Source organism: Mesorhizobium sp. M3A.F.Ca.ET.175.01.1.1 (assembly GCF_004791945.1).
GTDB lineage: Bacteria > Pseudomonadota > Alphaproteobacteria > Rhizobiales > Rhizobiaceae > Mesorhizobium.
The window spans coordinates 1-307 of the sequence record NZ_SRTP01000231.1 but is presented as its reverse complement, the minus strand read 5'-3'; the positions used below and the strand labels follow the sequence as shown (position 1 = coordinate 307).

Below are 307 nucleotides of genomic sequence, written 5' to 3'. Positions count from 1 at the left end.
GGGTGCTCAGGCCGCATTACGCGGTGTTCTGGGCCGCCTTCTTCAATTTCATCGCTTTCCTGTTCTTCGGCCTGCATGTCGCCGAGACGGTGGGGAAAGGCATTGTCGACGCCAGCATCGTCACGCCGGCGGTGATCTTCTCGGCACTTGTCGGCGCCATTGTCTGGAACATCGTCACCTGGGTCGCCGGCATTCCGTCGAGCAGCTCGCACGCGCTGATCGGCGGGCTGGTCGGCGCCGGCGTCGCCAAGGCCGGAACCGGCGCCATTGTCTGGTCGGGACTCGGCAAGACGGTCGCGGCCATCGT

At 65.5% G+C, this 307-nt stretch carries 1 protein-coding gene; it reads left to right on the top strand.

Translation table 11 applies throughout. The annotated features are described in order from the left end of the window. Window positions 1–307: inorganic phosphate transporter (locus EN818_RS31450; protein ID WP_189524000.1), on the top strand; the 307-nt coding region annotated here is incomplete at both ends.